This window comes from Gemmiger formicilis, from assembly GCF_016901605.1.
Classification (GTDB): Bacteria; Bacillota; Clostridia; order Oscillospirales; family Ruminococcaceae; genus Gemmiger; species Gemmiger formicilis_B.
On the sequence record NZ_JACJKP010000334.1, the window covers coordinates 1 to 1,009 of the forward strand.

At 55.5% G+C, this 1,009-nt stretch carries 1 protein-coding gene; it reads right to left on the bottom strand.

Annotated features, from left to right (window positions below; genetic code table 11):
- Positions 1 to 12: 12 nt before the first annotated feature.
- Positions 13 to 894 (bottom strand): ParB/RepB/Spo0J family partition protein, encoded by an 882-nt coding sequence (locus tag H6B10_RS14675; protein ID WP_204652272.1) that lies wholly within the window; start codon positions 892 to 894, stop codon positions 13 to 15.
- Positions 895 to 1,009 lie beyond the last annotated feature (115 nt).

Here is a 1,009-nt window from a genome sequence, read left to right on the forward strand (position 1 = left end):
GGTGTGCCTCCTTCAGCGTTCCGGTGTGTCCTTGTTGTAGCCGCGTTTGTGCTGCCAGGTGTGGAGCAGATGGATGATGACCTGCTGCATCTGCTGCGGGGTGTAGTGCTTGGGGAAATACCGCTGTACGTCCTCCTGATTGAGGAAGAACTTCTGCCGTTGGTTGGGCTTTTCCTCGGTGAGCAGGTGATGCAGGTATTCACGGGTCAGGGTTCCCGTCTGGCTCATCTGTTTGAGGGTACGGGACTGGGTGAGGGACGGAGTGGCCTGACAGGCGTCCATCTCTTCCTTGAGCATCTGCTGGTGTTCCTCGGTCAGGTAGGAGATCTCCACCGCCGGATTGAAGGCGATCTGGTAATCGTCCACCATCTGAAGGATGGAGGGGATCAGATAGGTCAGACGGATATATCGCTTTACTTGATTCCGGCTATCACCAGCCGCTTGTCCTACTATTTCACTGCTCAACCTCGGCCCAAGTTGGGCCGAAGTCTGCTCGGGCCTTTTGCCCTGATGTTTTATGGCTTCCATCTTCATCTTATAGGCAAACGCCTTCTCGCTGGGCAGGATATGCTCCCGCTGGATGTTGCTGTCCACCATCAGGATCACCGCCTCGTCATCGGTCATATCCCGGACCAGCACCGGCAGTTCGGTGATGCCCAGGGCCTCGCAGGCGGCCTTGCGGCGGTGGCCGCTGACGATCTCGTAGCGGCCATCCCCACGGGGACGAACCAGCAGCGGTGAGAGTACACCGTACTCCCGGACGCTTTCCTTGAGCTGTTCCATCTCCTCGCCGCTGGCCACCCGGAAGGGATGCCCCTGAAAGGGTTCCAGCAGACTGGCTGAAAGAGCAATTACTTTTTCAGTCTGTGGGTTTTGGACCTGGTTTTCTGCCATAACAATACGCTTCCTTTCTTGGTAAAAATAAGGCTTGCAAGAGGCGTTTTGTGCCCAAAAATGTATACGAAAAACCGGGTACATTTTCAGAAAATCCAGATTTTCCGGGCCCAAA

Bases quoted from the DNA above. Each gene is read 5' to 3' on its own strand.
- H6B10_RS14675 (WP_204652272.1), bottom strand. From the start codon at position 894: ATGGCAGAAAACCAGGTCCAAAACCCACAGACTGAAAAAGTAATTGCT.